At 72.9% G+C, this 15,620-nt stretch carries 20 protein-coding genes and 1 pseudogene; 11 read left to right on the top strand and 10 right to left on the bottom strand.

Annotated features, from left to right (window positions below):
- Nucleotides 1-106 precede the first annotated feature (106 nt).
- The 5 genes from AB0K18_RS24735 to AB0K18_RS24755 all read left to right on the top strand — a co-directional run bounded on the left by AB0K18_RS24735 (nt 107) and on the right by AB0K18_RS24755 (nt 6,001).
- Nucleotides 107-1,144, top strand: a complete 1,038-nt coding sequence (locus AB0K18_RS24735) for a methyltransferase domain-containing protein (RefSeq protein WP_364918180.1) — start codon at nt 107-109, stop codon at nt 1,142-1,144.
- A 196-nt stretch (nt 1,145-1,340) separates the two neighbouring features.
- Nucleotides 1,341-2,969 (top strand): ABC-F family ATP-binding cassette domain-containing protein, encoded by a 1,629-nt coding sequence (locus tag AB0K18_RS24740; protein ID WP_364918182.1) that lies wholly within the window; start codon nt 1,341-1,343, stop codon nt 2,967-2,969.
- A 187-nt stretch (nt 2,970-3,156) separates the two neighbouring features.
- Nucleotides 3,157-3,666: a hypothetical protein gene (locus tag AB0K18_RS24745; RefSeq protein WP_364918185.1), complete on the top strand. Its 510-nt coding sequence runs from the start codon at nt 3,157-3,159 to the stop codon at nt 3,664-3,666.
- A gap of 151 nt (nt 3,667-3,817) precedes the next feature.
- Nucleotides 3,818-4,360 (top strand): hypothetical protein, encoded by a 543-nt coding sequence (locus AB0K18_RS24750; RefSeq protein WP_364918188.1) that lies wholly within the window; start codon nt 3,818-3,820, stop codon nt 4,358-4,360.
- A 6-nt stretch (nt 4,361-4,366) separates the two neighbouring features.
- Nucleotides 4,367-6,001, top strand: coding sequence for an SRPBCC family protein (locus AB0K18_RS24755; protein WP_364918191.1), 1,635 nt, complete (start codon nt 4,367-4,369; stop codon nt 5,999-6,001).
- A 148-nt stretch (nt 6,002-6,149) separates the two neighbouring features.
- Here the strand turns inward: AB0K18_RS24755 and AB0K18_RS24760 are convergent, their stop codons facing one another.
- The 3 genes and pseudogenes from AB0K18_RS24760 to AB0K18_RS24770 form a co-directional block, all read right to left on the bottom strand.
- Nucleotides 6,150-6,410 carry an iron chelate uptake ABC transporter family permease subunit gene (locus AB0K18_RS24760; protein ID WP_364918193.1) on the bottom strand — a complete coding sequence of 87 codons (261 nt, stop codon included), beginning with the start codon at nt 6,408-6,410 and terminating at the stop codon, nt 6,150-6,152.
- Between the two features lie 61 nt (nt 6,411-6,471).
- Nucleotides 6,472-7,191, bottom strand: a pseudogene (locus AB0K18_RS24765) (iron chelate uptake ABC transporter family permease subunit); the annotation flags it as partial.
- Nucleotides 7,188-7,595, bottom strand: coding sequence for an iron chelate uptake ABC transporter family permease subunit (locus AB0K18_RS24770; protein ID WP_364918195.1), 408 nt, complete (start codon nt 7,593-7,595; stop codon nt 7,188-7,190). The pseudogene AB0K18_RS24765 and the gene AB0K18_RS24770, both read right to left, overlap by 4 nt.
- A gap of 113 nt (nt 7,596-7,708) precedes the next feature.
- Between AB0K18_RS24770 and AB0K18_RS24775 the strand changes: the two genes are divergently transcribed.
- Nucleotides 7,709-8,386, top strand: a complete 678-nt coding sequence (locus tag AB0K18_RS24775; RefSeq protein WP_364918197.1) for a helix-turn-helix transcriptional regulator — start codon at nt 7,709-7,711, stop codon at nt 8,384-8,386.
- Here AB0K18_RS24775 and AB0K18_RS24780 read toward each other — a convergent pair.
- Together AB0K18_RS24780 and AB0K18_RS24785 are read right to left on the bottom strand one after the other, a co-directional pair.
- Complete coding sequence (locus AB0K18_RS24780; RefSeq protein ID WP_364918199.1) at nt 8,346-8,774, bottom strand: glutaredoxin domain-containing protein; 429 nt, start codon at nt 8,772-8,774, stop codon at nt 8,346-8,348. The two genes, AB0K18_RS24775 and AB0K18_RS24780, sit on opposite strands and share 41 nt — an antisense overlap.
- A 58-nt stretch (nt 8,775-8,832) precedes the next feature.
- Nucleotides 8,833-9,228 (bottom strand): hypothetical protein, encoded by a 396-nt coding sequence (locus tag AB0K18_RS24785; protein ID WP_364918202.1) that lies wholly within the window; start codon nt 9,226-9,228, stop codon nt 8,833-8,835.
- A gap of 216 nt (nt 9,229-9,444) precedes the next feature.
- Here AB0K18_RS24785 and AB0K18_RS24790 point away from each other — a divergent pair, with 216 nt between their 5' ends.
- The 3 genes from AB0K18_RS24790 (at nt 9,445) to AB0K18_RS24800 (ending at nt 11,563) form a co-directional block, all read left to right on the top strand.
- The gene (locus AB0K18_RS24790) at nt 9,445-9,783 is read left to right on the top strand and encodes a hypothetical protein (RefSeq protein ID WP_364918203.1); all 339 of its coding nucleotides are present in this window, start codon (nt 9,445-9,447) and stop codon (nt 9,781-9,783) included.
- A 104-nt stretch (nt 9,784-9,887) separates the two neighbouring features.
- Complete coding sequence (locus AB0K18_RS24795; protein WP_364918206.1) at nt 9,888-10,844, top strand: NAD-dependent epimerase/dehydratase family protein; 957 nt, start codon at nt 9,888-9,890, stop codon at nt 10,842-10,844.
- A gap of 155 nt (nt 10,845-10,999) precedes the next feature.
- The gene (locus AB0K18_RS24800) at nt 11,000-11,563 is read left to right on the top strand and encodes a hypothetical protein (protein WP_364918209.1); all 564 of its coding nucleotides are present in this window, start codon (nt 11,000-11,002) and stop codon (nt 11,561-11,563) included.
- Nucleotides 11,564-11,685: 122 nt separating this feature from the next.
- Here the strand turns inward: AB0K18_RS24800 and AB0K18_RS24805 are convergent, their stop codons facing one another.
- Entirely contained in the window at nt 11,686-11,862 is a 177-nt protein-coding gene (locus AB0K18_RS24805; protein ID WP_364918211.1) for a hypothetical protein, read from the bottom strand.
- 43 nt (nt 11,863-11,905) lie between these two features.
- Entirely contained in the window at nt 11,906-12,136 is a 231-nt protein-coding gene (locus AB0K18_RS24810) for a hypothetical protein (protein WP_364918214.1), read from the bottom strand.
- A 92-nt stretch (nt 12,137-12,228) separates the two neighbouring features.
- Here AB0K18_RS24810 and AB0K18_RS24815 point away from each other — a divergent pair, with 92 nt between their 5' ends.
- Nucleotides 12,229-12,648, top strand: coding sequence for a nuclear transport factor 2 family protein (locus AB0K18_RS24815; RefSeq protein WP_364918217.1), 420 nt, complete (start codon nt 12,229-12,231; stop codon nt 12,646-12,648).
- A gap of 102 nt (nt 12,649-12,750) precedes the next feature.
- Here AB0K18_RS24815 and AB0K18_RS24820 read toward each other — a convergent pair whose 3' ends face one another.
- The 3 genes from AB0K18_RS24820 to AB0K18_RS24830 all read right to left on the bottom strand — a co-directional run bounded on the left by AB0K18_RS24820 (nt 12,751) and on the right by AB0K18_RS24830 (nt 14,899).
- The gene (locus tag AB0K18_RS24820) at nt 12,751-13,167 is read right to left on the bottom strand and encodes a nuclear transport factor 2 family protein (RefSeq protein WP_364918219.1); all 417 of its coding nucleotides are present in this window, start codon (nt 13,165-13,167) and stop codon (nt 12,751-12,753) included.
- 47 nt (nt 13,168-13,214) lie between these two features.
- Nucleotides 13,215-13,844 (bottom strand): isochorismatase family cysteine hydrolase, encoded by a 630-nt coding sequence (locus tag AB0K18_RS24825; RefSeq protein ID WP_364918221.1) that lies wholly within the window; start codon nt 13,842-13,844, stop codon nt 13,215-13,217.
- A gap of 113 nt (nt 13,845-13,957) precedes the next feature.
- Complete coding sequence (locus tag AB0K18_RS24830; protein WP_364918224.1) at nt 13,958-14,899, bottom strand: aldo/keto reductase; 942 nt, start codon at nt 14,897-14,899, stop codon at nt 13,958-13,960.
- A gap of 90 nt (nt 14,900-14,989) precedes the next feature.
- Here AB0K18_RS24830 and AB0K18_RS24835 point away from each other — a divergent pair, with 90 nt between their 5' ends.
- Nucleotides 14,990-15,586 (top strand): TetR/AcrR family transcriptional regulator, encoded by a 597-nt coding sequence (locus AB0K18_RS24835; RefSeq protein WP_364918226.1) that lies wholly within the window; start codon nt 14,990-14,992, stop codon nt 15,584-15,586.
- The last annotated feature ends 34 nt before the right edge of the window (nt 15,587-15,620 follow it).

The following is a 15,620-nucleotide window of genomic DNA, read 5'->3' on the forward strand; positions in this document are numbered from 1 at the left end:
CTGCCTCATGGGCTGGAGGGAGTTCGCGGGCCGGCTTGCCGCTGAGGTGGCGCCGCCGAGGTCGCCGTGGCGGGGTGCGGTGGGGGGCACTCCGCGTCATCCGTTCGTGCCTCGCTGGTGGGCCAGGACGCCCGAGGGGTGGCGGCTGCGCGTCGGTGCCGACGATCCCGGGGCGTGGCATCGCGCCGCCTATCGTGATTGGACGCTGGTCAGCCGGGTCGGTGACGTGCACGCCGACCACGCCGGCCCCGGCGCCGTCCTGCAGGGGTCGGCGACGTCGTCGTCCACGCTGCCCGGGCTGCTCGTGCAGATGTTCCGGCACGCTTGCCTCGACGACTCGTCGACCGTGCTGGACGTCGGCACCGGCACCGGTTACGGCACCGCCCTGCTGTGTCACCGGCTCGGCGACATCCGCGTCACGGCGATCGACGTGGACCCCTACCTGACGGCGGCCGCCGAAGAGCGGCTGCACGAGCACGGCTTCCGACCTCGGCTGCTGACCGCCGACGCCACCGGTCCGATCGACTGGGAGGGGGACCGGATCGTCGCCACGGTGGCCGTCCGGCCGATCCCGGCGTCGTGGCTGGCCGCGCTGACGCCGGACGGCAGGCTGGTGACCACGATCGCCGGGACGAGCCTGATCGTCACGGCCGACAAGCAGCCGGACGGCGGCGCCGTCGGCCGGGTCGGGCACGACCGGGCCGCGTTCATGCGCAGCCGGGCCGGTGTGGACTACCCGGCGCGGGACCGGTCGGTGCTCGAACGTGCCCGCGTCGAGGACGGCGAGCAGGTCGAGGGCAGCCCGTACCCGGTGATGGACGTGGTCAACGGGTGGGACGTCGCGACCATGCTGGACCTCACCGCGCCCGGCATCGAGCACCGGTTCTTCACCGGCGACGCCGGTGCCGACCGGATCGCGCTCATGGCCCACGGCGACGGGTCGTGGGCCCGCGCCGAGGAACGCGACGGCGAGGTGACCGTCCACCAGGGCGGTCCGCGCCGCCTGTACGACCTGCTCGACCAGGTGCGCGAGCACTGGCTGAGAGCCGGCGGGCTGCCGATCCGAGGCGCCACCGCGACGATCAGCCCCGAGGGGGAGATCACGCTCCGGCGCGGAACCTGGACGGCGGCCATCGGCCGGTGACCGACTCTCTCCTGAACGCCGTCCGCCCGACGACATCGGGTAAAGTGTCCGGCATGCATTTGTACTTCCTCTGAGGACGACGCGGCTCGCCCCGCCCGCCACGGGCGCGGCTTGAGCGTTTCCGCGTCAGCTCTCACCTTTCAGGTCCCCGCGCCGCCGCCGTGTGCCGCGCCGGGGCCTGCTTCCCGGAGGAAGTATGTCCATCGACATCGTGCTGCCCGCCCGTGCGCGGGCGCAGCTCAACGCCACCGGCCTGCACCTCGCCCGTGGTGGCCGGCCCGTCCTGTCCGGCGTGGACGTGACCGTCTCAGCCGGTGACCGGCTCGGCGTGGTCGGCGAGAACGGCCGTGGCAAGACCACGCTGCTGCAGGTGCTCGCGGGCACGCTGGCGCCCGACGCGGGCAGCGTGCACCGCGTCGGCACCATTGGGGTGGCCGACCAGGAGATGCCGGTCGGCGACGACCGTACCGTCGGCGATCTCATCGACGCCGAGCTCGCCCAGGTACGCGCGGCGCTGCTGGCCTTCGAGTCGGCCACGCTCGCGCTCGCCGAGGAGCGGCCGGGCGCCGACCAGGCGTACGCCACGGCTCTCGAGGCCGCCGAGTCGCTCGGCGCGTGGGACGCCGACCGGCGCGTCGACGTCGCGCTCGCCGCGCTGAACGCCGTGAGCGACCGGGCCAGGCCGCTCGCCGGGCTGTCCGTCGGGCAGCGTTACCGGATCCGGCTGGCCTGCCTGCTCGGCGCCGGGCACGACCTGCTGCTGCTCGACGAGCCCACCAACCACCTCGACGCCGCCGGGCTCGACCATCTGACCGCCGCGCTGCGGGCCCATCCGGGCGGGCTGGTGCTGGTCAGCCACGACCGGGCGCTGCTGTCTGACGTGGTGACCACCGTGCTCGACCTCGACCCGACCAGCGACGGGCGGCCGCGCACCTATGGCGGCGGGTATGCCGGTTACCGCGAGGGCCGCGGGGCGGAACGCGAGCGGTGGGAGACGGCGTACCGTGACCAGCAGCTCGAACGCCGGCGGCTCGCGCAGGACCTGTCCGAGGCACAGAACCGGCTGGTCACCGGCTGGCGTCCGGACAAGGGCACCGGCAAGCACACCCGCGCCACGCGGGCCCCCGCCCTGGTCCGCGCCGTGCACCGGCGGCGGGAGGCGCTGGAGGCGCAGGTGCTCGACGTACCGGTGCCGCCGCTGCGCTTCTCGATGCCGCACCTCGATGCCCCGCCCGGCGTCGCGCTGCTGCGAACCGCCGGCGTGACGCTCGATCCCCGGCTCACCACGCCGCAGTCCCTGCTGCTGCGGGCCCGCGACCGCCTGGTGGTCACCGGGCCGAACGGCTCCGGCAAATCCACCCTCATGCGCCTGCTCGCCGGGGAGCTGGTCCCCGGCTCGGGGACCGTGCAGCGCGGGCGGGGCGTGCGGGTCGGGCTGCTCGGCCAGGAGTCGCCGCCGCCGTCCCGGCTGCGGGCTTTCGAGGTGTACGAGGCCGCGGTCGGCCGCTTGGTCACCTCAGGACGCCTCGCCGAGGCCGACATGGTCGGGCTCGGACGGCTCGGGCTGCTGCCCGCCGAGGCGGCGCACCGGCCGGTCACCGAGCTGTCGGTCGGGCAGCAGCGGCGTCTCGACCTGGCGATCCTGCTGGCCGGGCGGCCTCACGTGGTGCTGCTCGACGAGCCCACCAATCACCTGTCCATGGCTCTGGTGGAGGAACTGACCCAGGCACTCGCCGGTACGGGCGCCGCCGTCGTCCTGGCCACCCACGACCGGCAGCTCCTCCGCGACACGGCCGCCTGGCCCCGTCTCCACCTGGACGGGTAGAGCCGGGGACCCCTCCCGGGGCGGGGTGGTTAGCGTGACGAGACGCGTACGGAGAGGAGACGATGCCACCATGGCCCCACCCCACCCCCCGCCCTCCCCGCTCCCCGCCCCGCCCCCGCTCAGCCCGTCCACGGCACCTGTGCCCATGTCGTTCGTCGCCCCTTTCCTACCGGCCTGGTATGGGCGGGTGCGTCACGTACTGGCGGGGTGCGTGCTGGTGGGTGTGGTGGCGGGGTGCGGGTCGGCGGAGGAGCCGCCCACCGCGGCCGCTCCCGCCGGCACGCCGGCCGCCACCGCCCCGACCTCCGCTCCCCCGGCCTCCACTCCTGAGGCGTCCACCACCCCGAGCGTGAGCCCCACACCCTCGCCGTCCCCCTCCCCCACGAAGAAGCGCAAGGCCACCAGCCGGGTGAGGGACTGCTTCGACGGCGACTGCCTGCTGCGGGTGTCGAGGCCGGTCACCATCCGCCTCAACGCGAAGAAGTTCTACTACCGCCAGTTCCACATCCTGGACGTCGGCAAGAGCTCCATCACGTACCTGGTGGAGTATCCGCACGGCGGCGGCGCGCAGGCGACGCTGGGCAAGGGCGGCACTTCGAGCTTCGGGTTCCGCAAGCGGCCGACCGTGGAGGTGAGCCTGGTCTCCGTGAAGAAGGGCAGGGCGCTGGTGTCGATCACGGCGGGCAAGCCCGGCTGACCCGCGGCCACCCCGGTCGCCATCTGCAAAATGTGCTCAAGTTTCGCCTGATATCAGGTTCTTTGTCCCCTTTGAGGGCAGGCGGCGGGCGATGTCCCTCGCCTGCACAGACGCGGCCTCGGGGAAGGAAAACTTGATCATGGCGAACAAGATGCGAATCGCTTGTGCCCTGCTCGCCGGGTACTACCTCGGGCGACGGCGCAAGTTGCGCACGGCGGCGGTCCTCGTGGCGGCCGGGCTGGCCGGGAAGGCGTCCGGGAACGGCGGCGGGCTGCTGTCCCAAGGGCTCAAGACTCTGGGCTCGTCGGCCGACCTGGGCAAGTTGACCGAGCAGCTCCGTGGCGGCCTGCTGGAGGCGGGTAAGGCCGCGACCAGCAGGCAGATCGACTCGCTGAGCGACAAGCTGCACGAGCGCGCAGAATCCCTCAGGTCGCCGGGGGACGCCGAGGGCTCGGAGGAACCCTCCGAGGCGACGGGCGACACCGCCTCCGCCGACGGCTCCCCCCAGAACGGGGCCACGCACGAGGCGCAGAACGAGGCGCAGAACGAGGCGCAGAACGGGGCGCAGAACGGGGCCGAGAGTGGGGCCGAGAGTGGGGACGGCAACCAGAACGAGGCCGAGCGGGAGCCCGCCGGACCGGAGCGAGCACGGCGGCAGTCCCGTGCCATCCGGCGGACCTCCATGCGGAGGTGAGCACAGGTGGCTGAGGAAAACGCGAGACGGCGCACGAGCGCGGCCCGCCCCACCGTCCGGCGGGTGACACCTACGGCGGGCAAGGCCGCGGGCGCGGGCAAACGAGCAGCCAGCAGCCTCGGCAAGGCCGCCGGCGCGGCGAAACGGGGCACCGGCGCCGCGAAGGACACCACCGGCCAGGCCACGGGTACAGCGCCAGGCGCGGGCTCGAAGGCGACCGGCGCGGCGAAACGCGCCACAGGCACGGCCACCGGCGCCGCGAAGCGGACGGCAGGCACCGCCACGAGCGCCGCTTCGGGCGCCACGAAGGGGGCCGGAGGTGTCACCGGCGCCGCTAAGGCAGCGGGTGAAGCGACCGAGGGGGTCACCAAGGGAGCCGGTGGAGCAGCCGAAGGAGTCACCGATGCTGCCAAGGGAGCTGGAGGCGTCACCGGTGCCGCCAAGGGGGTGACGGGTGTGGCCAAAGGAGCCGCGGGTGCCGCCAAGGGAGTCGCGGGCACGGCGGCGGGCGCGGTCAAGGGGGTCGGCAAGGAGTTCCTCGCCGCCCTGCCGACCGACCGGCTCGCCGGCGAGGCACGCAACCTCATGCACGCCGCGATCGGACGCGTGGTCTCGGCGGCGGGCGACAAGGTGGAGGGCCTCACCGGCCGCCTGACCGACTACGCGGAGCACGGCGGCGGCAAGGGCCTGGTAGGCGCGCTGACCGGCTCGGGCGGCTCGGGTGGCTCGGGTGGCTCAGGCGATTCCGGCGACTCGGGAGGCGGCGGCAGCGTACTGGGCGGCGTGTTGAAGGGCGGTTTCAAGGGCGGCCTGCAGAGCATCATGCAGAAGATCACCGGAGGCGGTAAAGGCGGTAAAGGCGGCTTCGAGAAGGTCACCAACATCGTCGAGACGATCGACGTGGGTGCGCCGCGCCGCCTGGTGTACGACCAGTGGACGCAGTTCCAGGACTTCCCGACCTTCATGAAGAAAGTGGAGACGGTCAAGCAGGACTCCGACGAGAAGCTCACCTGGAAGGCGCAGGTCTTCTGGTCGCACAGGAGCTGGACCTCGCAGATCATCGAGCAGCTCCCCGACCAGCGCGTCATCTGGCGCTCGGAGGGGCCGAAGGGCCATGTGGACGGCGCGGTGACGTTCCATGAGCTGAGCGACGACCTCACCCGGGTGCTGGTGGTGCTGGAGTACCACCCGCAGGGCCTGTTCGAGCGGACCGGCAACCTGTGGCGGGCGCAGGGCCGTCGCGTACGGCTGGAGCTCAAGCACTTCCGCCGCCACGTCATGTCGCACCTGCTGCTGCATCCGGAGGACGTCGGCGAGGGCTGGCGCGGCGAGATCCGCGACGGCGAGGTGGTCAAGGACCACGAGACGGCGATGGAGGAGGAACGCGCCGCCGAGGAGGAGGAAGAGGAGTCCGAAGAGGAACCGGAGGAGAACGAGGAGGAGGAAGAAGGCGAAGAGCCCGAGGAGGGCGAGGAATCCGAAGAGGAGGAAGCGGAAGAAGGCGAAGAGCCTGAAGAGGAGGAAGCGGAGGAGGGCGAGGAGCCCGAAGAGGAGGAAGCGGAAGAAGGCGAAGAGCCCGAAGAGGGCGAATACGAGGAAGAGGAAGAGGAAGAGGAAGAAGGCGAGCAGCGAGGCCGTTGACAGGCTCCCGGCCCGAGCACGGAGCGGAGGCGAAGCGACCCGTGCCACGGCTGGACGACCGGTCCGAGCCACACCCATGAACGTGCCCGCCCCCGGCTCAGCGGCCCGGGGACGGGCACTCTGCTGTGCCGGAGACTTAAGGACCCGGTCAGCGGCCCGCAGAGGGAACGGTGGTGCGGGCGGCTCGCTTGCCGAGCAATCCGATCAGGTAGCAGCCGCCGATCACCGTGGTCACCACCCCCACGGGCAGCGCGACCGGGGCGAGCAGGAGCTGGGCGGCGAGGTCGGCGGCGAGCAGGAGGACCGCGCCCGACAGCGCGGCCGGCGCCAGGGCGACGCCCGCCGTACCGGCCAGGAGGCGGCCGATCTGCGGGGCGGCCAGCGCGATGAACACGATGGGCCCGGCCACCCGCCGTCACGGTGGCGGTGCAGCCGACGCCGGCGAGCGCCAGCAGCAGCCGCAGCCGGTTGAGGGGCACGCCGGAGGCGACGGCCTGCTCGTCGCCGAGCGCGGTTTGCCGCATGCCGGGTGAGAGCGCGGCCAGCAGCAGGGCGAGCAGCGCGATGACGGCGAAGGGCAGGGCGACCTCGTCCCAGTCGACGCCGTTGAGCGACCCGGCGCTCCAGCCGGTGGCGGCCATCCCCACCTCCAGTTCGGCGCGGAGCACGATCCAGGAGTTGAGCGCGGTGAGCATGGCGTTCACGGCGATGCCGACGACGATCAGGCGCAGGCCGCCGAGCCGTGACCCGAGCGACAGGAGGTAGATGGCCGCCGCGGCCAGCAGCCCGCCCGCCACTGAGCCGGCCGCGAGGTTCGCGGCGCCGCCGCCGAGCACGGTGATGGCGAACAGCGCGCCGGTATAGGCGCCGGCGTCGAGGCCGACGACGTCGGGGCTGCCGAGCGGGTTGCGGGTCAGGCTCTGGAACACCGCGCCGGCGAGGCCGAGCGCCGCGCCGAACACGAAACCGGCCGCCACCCTGGGCAGCCGCCACTCCCGTACGACGACGGCGTCACCGTGCCCGGTCAGCGCGGCCAGCACCTCGCCGGGCGGCGTCCACGACCCAGCCAGGCACAGGCCGAGCAGCCCGAGCCCGAGCCCCGCCACCAGCAGGGCGAGGCACACGACCAGCGAACGGCGGGCCACCCGCACCGAGTACGGGCCCGCCCGCACCACGACGTGCCGGCTCACGACGTCACCCGCCCGCGCCGGCGTACGGCCCAGATGAGCGCGGGCGCGCCGGTGAAGGCCGTCACCACGGCCACCGGGACCTCGCCGGTCGGCAGCAGCACCCGCCCGGCGACGTCGGAGACGAGCAGCAGGGCGGGGCCGAGCACCATCGTGTACGCCATCAGCCACGGCACCGATCCGCCCGCGGGCCGTCCTGCCAGGTGCGGCACCATGAGCCCGAGGAAGGCGATCGGCCCCGCGACGGCGGTGGCGGCTCCGGCCAGCACGGTGACCAGCACGAGGACGGCCGCCCTGGTGCGGGTGACGTGCCCGCCGAGCGAGCGCGCGGTGTCGTCCCCGAGCATGAGGGCGTTGAGCGGCCGGGTGACGAGGACGGCGCAGGCCAGCGCGACGACGATGGTCACCGCGGGCAGGGTGAGGTCCATCTGCTCGTGCCCGGCGAGCGTGCCGACGGACCACCGACTTCGGCGAGACCCGCCAGGACTTCCTGCACCAGCTCTACTGGTCGCCCGACGGCATGCTGTCCACCAGGCACGGGACGCGGGCCCAGTTCGTGGGGCAGCGGGAGGCGTTCTGGGCGCACCGGGCGGTCACGCACGAGGTGCGGGCGGCCGACCGGCAGACCGTCTACCGCCTCTGCCTGCGCGAGGTCCCGCCGGCGCTCGGCGGGCTGCGGGCGGGCGCCGTGTCGGTGGACGCGGAGGCGGGGCGGCTCATCCAGGGCCTCGCCCGTCCCGGCCTCGATCCCGCCGAGGCCCTGGCCTTCAGGGCGCGCATCATGGCCGGTCTCGGCGCCACCGGCGCGGATTCCGTCGGTGGCGACGGTGGAGGCATCGGGTTCGCGCGGACCGTCGCGCGGGCGCTCTCCCACGATCCAGGCGACGAGGCGGGGCTGGCGGAGTGGGCCGAGCGGCTGCACGTCAGCGTCAAGACGTTACAGCGGGACTTCGCGCGGGAGTTCGGGATGCCGTACTCGAAGGTGCGGACCAAGCTGCGGCTCAGCACGTCGCGGGTGCTGCTGGAGACGCGACCGGTGACGGAGGTGGCGCACCGGGTCGGCTACTCCAGCCCGTCGGCGGTCATCACGGCCTTCACCAGGGAGTACGGCTGCACCCCCGGCCGCTACGCGGACCGCCTGACGCGGACCGCGGAGATCAGCGCAACCGGTCGCGCAGCCACTTCGGGTCGGGGTTGACGTGCGGCTCGCCCGCCAGCACCACGGTCGGCACCGTCTCGTCGCCGCCGGTGATCGCGCGGACCGCCGCCGCGCCCTCCGCGTCGCGCCAGATGTCCACCCAGTACGCCCGCCGCGCGGCACGCCCCAGCCGGAGCCTGAGCCGCATGCAGTAGCGGCAGCCCGGCCGCCAGTAGACGACTGCCCGCCCGTCGGCGGCGCTGCGCCGCCGCGCCTCCCCGGCATCGACCGGCCTGGGGAACGCCAGCGGCGACAGCAGGAGGCCGAGCAGCGCGTACACCACGAGCACCACCGTCGCCAGTACCGGGTCGCCTCTCGTGACCTGCCAGGCGGCGATCGCCACTCCTAACGCCAGGAGCAGGCCCGGCACCTTCCATCTGCGGCTCACGGTTGAGCAAGCTATCGGAGCGCCCGCCGCGCCGATATCCCGGCCCCGCCAGAGCGTGTCAGCCGGAGGGCCACCTCGGAGTGCCGGAGAGGTCGGCGAGCGCGTCCTCCACGGTGCCGGCCGCCTCGATCTCACCGCCGTCGTCGTCGGACGCCCGGGCGGCGTACTCCCCGTACACCACGATCATGCGCCCCTCCGACACCCTGGCGTGCCGCGCGGCCGAGCGCAGGATGTCGCGCCCGTGCTCGTCGATCGCCCCGAGCGAGCGCAGGTCCACCGCGAGCAGCGGCGGTATCCGCGCCACCAGCGCGTTGACCAGGTATTGCTGCAGGATCAGGCACGCCACCCCCTCCAGCCGTCCGGTCAGTGACAGCAGGACGACCTGTCCATGCCTGTCGAGCCGGATGTCGAAGTCCGGATCGCTCTCGTGGATGCCAGGTTCGGAGGGGTGCATGGGCGGATCCCGGTGAGGACGACGGCATGACAGGTCTACGCCGACCAGACTTCCCGGCTCACCTGCTGCGACCATAACATTCCATTGCTCAATGCAACGATCCGGCGGCGCGGACCGTGACCTAAACGAAGCGCAAGCCCTCGCCTCCACCGCACTACCCTGGACCTCGGGGACGGCGGCGGCACCGTCCTCAGGCCGGGCGGAGGGATGGCCGAGGTGACCGAGACCGACCCGCACATCCACGTCGATCGCAAGGTGCTGCAGGCCGGCGCCGGCTTCCGCAACGTGCTCGCCTCGACGCTGGGCCGCGTCCCCGACGCGCCGTCCGAGGTCACCACCGGCTGCGGCCTCAGGGTGCCGTACGCGATGACCTCGCCCCACCCCGAACGCGTCACCTGCCTGCCCTGCCGCGAACACGCGCACCGCGAACACCTGAACTTCGCCGACCAGGTCGAACGCCTCGGCCGCCACCCCGGCACCGCCCTCCCAGCCGACCGGACAGCCGAAGTGGCTCAGTGGGCCCGCGACCGCGCCCAGAAATTCGCCTCCGGCTGAAGCCCAGCCCCGCCCCGCACCCGGCGGCGACGGTGGGTGGGTGGCGTTGCGCTGGGAGTGAAGCCGGGCGGCCCTGACGGCCGCGGTGGGTCAGGATGAGGGGCATGCGAACACTTGTTTTGGGTGGCACGAGGTTCCTGTCCAAGGAGATCGCGCGGCAGGCGCGCGATCGCGGGCACGAGGTGGTGTGCGCGGCGCGCGGGCAGGCGGGTGACCCGCCGCCCGGGGTGGAGTTCGTCCGGGTCGATCGCTCGGAGGACGGCGGGCTGGCTCCCCTGGAGGGGTCGTTCGACCTGGTCATCGACGTCGCCAGGCATCCGAGCCAGGTGCGCAGGGCGGTCGATGAGCTGGCGGGCCGCGCCGGTCACTGGACGCTGGTGTCCACCCTCAGCGTCTACCCCGACACCCGCGAAGCCACCTCCGTGCTGCACGAGCCGCTGGCGTCCGACGCCGACGAGAACGACGTGGCCAACTACGGACGGGCGAAGGTGACGTGCGAGCAGATCGTCGGCGACGCGGCGCTCATCGTCCGCGCCGGGCTGATCGTGGGCCCGGAGGATGTGTCCGACCGGTTCACCTACTGGGTCGACCGGCTGGCGCGCGGCGGGCGGGTGCTGGCGCCGGGCTCTCCCGGCGACCTGGTGCAGCTCGTGGACGTACGCGACCTCGCCGCCTGGACGCTCGACGCCGCCGAGAAGGGGCTCACCGGGCCGTATGACGCGGTCTCCAGCCCGTTGCCGAGGGGCGAGCTGCTCGCGGGCATCGCCGAAGGGCTGTCGGTGCAGCCTGAGCTGGTCTGGGCCGGGCAGGAGTTCCTCGCCGAGCACGACGTGAACGCCTGGATGGGGCCGCGGTCCCTGCCGCTGTGGGTGCCGCTGCCGGAATACGCCGGCTTCATGGCCCGCGACGTCTCGGCCGTCCTGGCCGCCGGCCTGCACATCCGCCCGGTCACCGACACGGCCCGCGACACCCTCACCTGGCTGCGCGACTCCGGCCACACGGTGACCCGCTCCGGCCTCACCCCTGAAGAGGAGGCCGAGCTCCTCCGCCTCCTCGACTGACCTCCACTCCACCTGATCAAGGGACACCCGCCCACTCATCCCCTGCCGGCGTGCCCATCGCCTGGATGACGGGTGCGCCGAACGGCGCGGGAAGCCGGAAGGATTCGCGACGGATGGCGGGCGACCGGTCGCCGATCGATCGTCAGGATGGCGGCATGAGCCGAGAACCGGAGACGTCCGTCCCGCTGAACGCCCAGCACGACATGAGCGACCCGGTCACCGCCCATGGGATCCGAGCGGCTGGGCCGGACGTTCGGGCGGATGGGCGGCGGGCCCGGCGTCGGGCGCCTGGGGGCGGGCGGGAAGCGGCGACCGCGTCCGGGCTGCGTGACGAGGGCGGTGTCCCGGTGGCGGTGACGCCGTTCGACCTGTTGATGTCGACCGTTCTCCTGAGCGCGAGCGGCGAGATCCACGCCGGCCGGAGAAGCATCGATCGGGACGGCTGGCGGCTGCGGGTCCTACACGCGAGGACCGCCACCGACGTGCACGGCGGTCACTGGGCGCTGCACCCGGAGGCCGACGAGCTCGTCTCCTGCATCGTCGGCAAGATCCGCCTCTACCTGCGCGGGGAAGGGCGGGGTGAGGAGGAGATCAGGCTGTGTGCGGGCACCGCGGCGATCGTCCCGCGCGGCCGGTGCCACCGCATCGCCCTGGACATCCCCAGCACCATCCTGACCGCCACTCTCCCACCCGCCAACCGCCTGGACCAACCCGCCTGACATCCCGAGCAGCGGCCTGGTCCAGCCCGCCTGACATCCCGAGCGCCCTTGACCGACGCGCCCGAAGTCACCAGTGACCAGTCCCACCGAAGGAGCAGCCGCAGGGCACGACGCACCCGACGTCACCAGCCGACCGCTCGGGCGAGAGGAGTTGCGTCGCCGGGCGTGAGCGGGGTGGTCAGGGTGATGGGGAGTTGGGCCATGAAGCGTGGCTCGGTGCCTCGGTGTTCCTGGGCGGCGTGGACGGTGAAGGGGTGGACGATGTAGGCGTCGCCCGGATCGCCGGTCGCCAGTGCCACCCGCCGGTTGCGGCCTACCTCCTCGAAGGCGGGGCCGATGGCGTCATGTCCGCCACGCGTTCGTCCAGCGGGGGCGCCATGTCGCGGTGGGAGCCGGCGCGGATGCGGGTGGGTGCGTCGTCCGGGCCGACCTCGGAGAACAGGACCAGCAGGAGCAGTATGCCGGGCCGGCCCACAGCAGCGCCCTGGCCTCGTCGCCGACCTCGCGGGGGACGGTCCCCGGCACCTTGGCGAACCCGTCGGTCACGAACCGGTCGAGGTCGATGTCGGTCATGCCGGGCACGCTACCAACGGTGTCCAGCGCTTTTCCGGCATGACCTCGCAGGTAATCGACGTTCGCAGGGGTGGGACGGAAGGATGATCGGCATGAGCCAAGACACCCGTGACGTCGTGACCGAATTGCTGACCAGGATGGCCAAGGGGGACCACGAGCGTACGGCGGAGATGTTCGCCGAGCCGGTGGACTGGCGGCTCTCCTGGCCGGATGAGGGGCATCCGGCGGTGCCGTGGATCCGGCCGCGGTCGAGCCGGGCCGAGGTGGCGGACCACTTCCGTTCGCTCGAAGCCCATCACGTGCCCGAGCTGAACGGCACGTCGGTGGAGCGCATCCTGGTGGACGGGCCGCATGCGGTGGTGCTGGGGGTGATCGCGCAGACCGTACGGGGCGGGGGTCCGGCGTACACGTCACCGTTCGCGCTGCATCTGACCGTCGAGGACGGGCTGATCACGCGCTATCACATCTACGAGGACAGCCTGACGGTCACCCGCGTCCACAACGGCGCCTGAGCAGGGCGCGTGAGCGCTGTATCCGGCGAGGATGTCGCCGACCTCGCGCCGCGCGCCACCGGCCCGCCGCCCCGCGGCGGACGCGCGCTGAGCGGCGCGCGGTCAGGGGGTGCGCCAGACTCCGTTCAGCGGCACGCGGTGCACGATCAGCTTGCGGCGGCTGATGCGCCAGCCGCGCTCGCCGCGCACGACCGTGTCCTCGTACGTGAGGCTGCCGGTGGTGCCGTCGGCCCGGACGCCGAGGCCCTTCGAGCGCGCGTGCACGAGCCCGTCGGCCCGCTCCTCCAGGAGGATGTTGGTGACGTGGTGCCCGATCGGGTTTCCCTCGCCGAGGGCCAGGCCGGCGGCGGCCAGGGCCTCGACGCCGTGCAGTTCGCCGCCGCCCATGTCGCTCACGTCGTAGACCACGTCGCCGGTGAACACCTCGCCGAAGCGGTCGAGCTCGCCGCTGTCGCACAGGTGGCCGTGCAGGTTGATCAGGTCGGTGATGGCGCAGCGGTCGTCGTGACTGAGGGGCATGGACGTCCTTTCCCGGGTACGGAACGCCGCCCCACTCTGCCACCCGGTCAGGCCGCGGTCACCCCGAAAGCGGCCACCAGCTCGTCCGTGGCGAGGATGGCGTGGGCGAACGTGGGGCCGTTCAGCTCGTGGGCGGCGTGCATCATCTCGGGGCTGAACGCCGCCGTCGCGTCGCGCACCAGCGTGACGTGGTAGCCGAGCTCCATGGCGAACCGGCCGGTCGACTCCAGGCAGGTGTTGGCCAGCACCCCGATCAGCACGACGTGGCTGACGCCGTGCTGCTTGAGCTGGAAGTCGAGGTCGGTGTTGGCGAAGCCGCTCTGCGCCCAGTGCTCGTGGACGACGATGTCGCCCGGCTGGGGCCCCAGATCGGGGTGGAACTCCCCGCCCCACGTCCCGCGCGCGAACGAGTGCCGCTCCATGATGCCGAGTTGGGTCGGGTTGGGGTGGTCCCAGCTCTCGTAGTCGCCGGGCTGCCAGCGGCGGTGCGGCACGATCAGCACCTGTACGCCGGCCCCGCGCGCGGCGGCGGTCACCGTGCGCAGGTGGTCCACCAGCCCCACCTTCGTGGCCACGGGTGCGAGCCTGGGCCACAGCTTGCCGCCCTCGGACATGAAGTCGTTGTACGGGTCCACCAGCAGGACCGCCGTGCGGCGGGGATCGTAGGTGCGGCTCACGTCATGCTCCTCCGCGTACAAGGGGGCGGCGCAACAGCCCGCACCTACCCCGCTGACCCGCAGGTCCGCCTCCCATCCAGGTCAGCGTCGCGCCAAACCCCCTTGACCCGCGATCAGCCGAGCAGGATGTCCGTGGTCTGCGACGGTACGGCGTCCAGCGCGGCGAGCGTCTCCTCGTCGAAGGCGATGGCGCCGGCGGCGACGTTCTCCTCCAGGTGGGCGGCCGTGGCGGTGCCGGGAATGAGCAGCACGTTCGGCGCGTGCCGCAGCAGCCAGGCCAGGCCGATCTGGGACGGAGTGCGCCCGAGCCTCGCGGCGGCCTCGGTCACGGCCGGCTGCTCCACCACCTTGGGCATGCCGGGGAACGCGCCCCCGAGCGGGAAGTACGGCACCCACGCGATGCCCTCGGCGGCGCAGAGCGCGAGCATCTCCTCGAAGTCCCGGCCGACGAGGCTGTAGGCGTTCTGCACGCAGGCGATGCCGGCCGGGAGGGCCCGGCGCAGCACGTCGAGCGAGACGGCGCTCAGCCCGATCGCGCCGATCTTGCCCTCGTCGCGCAGCTCGGTCATCACCGCGAGCTGGTCGTCGAGGTCCACCACCTGGGGGCCGGCGGCGCGGACGCCGGGGCCGACGTCGAGCCTGCGCAGGTTCACGACGGGGATGCGGTCGAGGCCGAGCGACTTCAGGTTCTCCTCGACGCTCGCCCGCAGTTCCCCGGGACGCTGGGCGGGGCGCAGCGGCAGGGGGCCGCCGGGGTCGCTGACGGCGCCGACCTTGCTGACGATCACCACGCCGTCCTCGGGGCGCAGCGCCTCGCGGAGCACGTCGTTGACGAAGCCGGCGCCGTAGAAGTCGGCGGTGTCGACGTGGTCGACGCCCAGCTCGACCGCGCGGCGCAGCAGGGCGACGGCGGCGGCGCGGTCGTCGCGCAGGCGTTCGAGCTGCATGGCGCCGTAGCCGACGCGGGAGACGGTAAGGTCACCGAGCAGGCCGGGACCGCCGGGGCGCGGGGCCCCGGTGGCCGTGACGTCGGAGGAAGAGGTGCCAGTGGACATCAGGAGTACACCGTCCTTCGGACAATGACGACAGAAAGCGGAGGACCCTCCGCCACGAACGACCCTAGCACTATCGGAGGTGCCTCCGCTTTGGCTTCCCCGAGTTCTTCCGAACCTCCCGCCACCGGGCGGCCCGTTCGCGCGCACGCGCGGCGCAACCGTGAGAACCTGCTCGCCGTCGCCCGCGCCGCCTTCGCCACCGCCGACGGGCCCGTCTCGCTCGAAGGCATCGCCAAGCAGGCCGGGGTCGGCATCGGCACGCTCTATCGTCACTTCCCCACCAGGGAGGCGCTGGTCGAGGCCGTCTACTCGGCCGAGCTCGACGACGTGACCGGCTGCGTGCCCGACCTGCTCGCCGAGCACCCGCCCGAGGTCGCGATGCGGGTGTGGATGGAACGCTACGGCGCGTTCGTCTCGACCAAGCGGGCCATGCTCGACACGCTGCGCACCGGCTGGGCCTCAGGACGGCTCGCCACGCCCACCACCAGGGAACGCATCACCGCCGCGATCGGCGCGATCCTGGAGAGCGGGGCGCGGGCGGGCACGCTGCGCGGGGACGTCGAGGCCGACGACGTCACCTCGATGATCCTCGGGGTGTTCCTGTCCACGGCGGCCGGTGACACGTGGGACCGGATGGACCGCCTGTTCGACCTCCTCCTGGACGCCCTTCAGCCCCGCCAGGAGTAGCCCCCGTCTCTGCGGGCCGTCATCTTCGTCCTCT

Origin of the sequence: Nonomuraea sp. NPDC049421 (assembly GCF_040677005.1) — a bacterium.
In the GTDB taxonomy this organism is placed as follows: Bacteria; Actinomycetota; Actinomycetes; order Streptosporangiales; family Streptosporangiaceae; genus Nonomuraea; species Nonomuraea salmonea.

Coding starts and splice junctions, on each gene's coding strand:
- AB0K18_RS24750 (WP_364918188.1), top strand. CDS start 3,818: ATGCGAATCGCTTGTGCCCTGCTCGCCGGGTACTACCTCGGGCGACGG.
- AB0K18_RS24795 (WP_364918206.1), top strand. CDS start 9,888: ATGCGAACACTTGTTTTGGGTGGCACGAGGTTCCTGTCCAAGGAGATC.
- AB0K18_RS24740 (WP_364918182.1), top strand. CDS start 1,341: ATGTCCATCGACATCGTGCTGCCCGCCCGTGCGCGGGCGCAGCTCAAC.
- AB0K18_RS24815 (WP_364918217.1), top strand. CDS start 12,229: ATGAGCCAAGACACCCGTGACGTCGTGACCGAATTGCTGACCAGGATG.
- AB0K18_RS24785 (WP_364918202.1), bottom strand. CDS start 9,228: ATGCACCCCTCCGAACCTGGCATCCACGAGAGCGATCCGGACTTCGAC.
- AB0K18_RS24800 (WP_364918209.1), top strand. CDS start 11,000: ATGAGCCGAGAACCGGAGACGTCCGTCCCGCTGAACGCCCAGCACGAC.
- AB0K18_RS24820 (WP_364918219.1), bottom strand. CDS start 13,167: ATGCCCCTCAGTCACGACGACCGCTGCGCCATCACCGACCTGATCAAC.
- AB0K18_RS24775 (WP_364918197.1), top strand. CDS start 7,709: ATGCTGTCCACCAGGCACGGGACGCGGGCCCAGTTCGTGGGGCAGCGG.
- AB0K18_RS24810 (WP_364918214.1), bottom strand. CDS start 12,136: ATGACCGACATCGACCTCGACCGGTTCGTGACCGACGGGTTCGCCAAG.
- AB0K18_RS24830 (WP_364918224.1), bottom strand. CDS start 14,899: ATGTCCACTGGCACCTCTTCCTCCGACGTCACGGCCACCGGGGCCCCG.